We start from the raw sequence: 1,157 nt of genomic DNA on the forward strand, positions 1-1,157 counted from the left end.
GGCTTCCTCGACACCGGCTACGACCTCCGTCGGCTGACCCGGTACGTCGACCGCGTCGTGCTCATGACGTACGACGAGCACGGCCCGTGGAGCGGCGCCGGCACGATCGGGTCCCTGCCCTGGGCAGAGCGCGTCGTCCGCGCCGCCGAGGCGCAGGGTGTCCCCCGCGGCCGGATCGACCTCGGGATCGCCGGCTACGGGTACGTCTGGGGCGGTCCGCACGACGGCGAGCAGGTCACGCCGGCGCAGGCGGCGAAGCTCGCGGGGAAGCACGCGAGGTGGTCGGCGCGGGACGGCGAGTGGTCCGCGCGGCTCCGCGACGGCACGCGCCTGCACTGGTCCGGTGCGCGGTCGTACCGTGCGCGGACGGCGCTCGCCACGGAGCTCCGGCTGCACGGCGTCGCGCTCTGGTCGCTGAACCTGCAGGCGCTCCCGCGCGACTGACCGGACCACCCACCGGGCCGGGAGAGGCAGCACCGTCCCGACCCGTGCCTCCAGGCCGTCATCCGGTCGCGTCCGGGACGGGAGTCGGCCGGGTGACGCATCCTCCGGTCCTTGTCACCGGGCCGTTGTAGCATGCACGACACCTGTCCCGAGCCGAGGAGGCCTGCGTGCCGGAACCGACCGCCCCCGCCGTCCCGCTCGAGCACGTCCGAGACGCGGGAGCCGCCATCGTCGCGGCCGTCTCGACCGTCGTCGACGGCAAGGTCGACGCGATCCGGACGGCGCTGACCGTCATGCTCGCCGAGGGCCACCTGCTCGTCGAGGACGTCCCGGGCGTCGGGAAGACCGTGCTCGCGAAGGCGCTCGGCGCATCCGTCGGCGGTTCCGTGAACCGCATCCAGTTCACGTCGGACATGCTGCCGTCCGACGTCACCGGCGTGAACGTCTTCGACCAGTCCTCGGGCACGTTCCGGTTCTCACCGGGGCCGGTGTTCGCGAACGTCGTCATCGGTGACGAGATCAACCGCACCAGCCCGAAGACGCAGTCGGCGCTGCTCGAGGCCATGGCCGAGGCGCAGGTCACCGTGGACGGCGTCACGCGCGAGCTCGAGTCGCCGTTCATGATCGTGGCGACCCAGAACCCGATCGACATGGAGGGCACGTACCCGCTGCCCGAGCCCAGCGCGACCGATTTCACGCGCGCATCGCGATGG

1 protein-coding gene and 1 pseudogene are annotated in these 1,157 nt (G+C 72.6%); both read left to right on the forward strand.

Annotation, left to right across the window (positions count from 1 at the left end):
- On the forward strand, positions 1-444 hold a 444-nt coding region (locus I59_RS07835), incomplete at its 5' end, for a glycosyl hydrolase family 18 protein (RefSeq protein ID WP_022903388.1).
- A gap of 167 nt (positions 445-611) precedes the next feature.
- Positions 612-1,157, forward strand: a pseudogene (locus tag I59_RS19510) (AAA family ATPase); the annotation flags it as partial.

The organism is Curtobacterium sp. B8 (assembly GCF_000333315.1).
GTDB lineage: Bacteria > Actinomycetota > Actinomycetes > Actinomycetales > Microbacteriaceae > Curtobacterium > Curtobacterium luteum.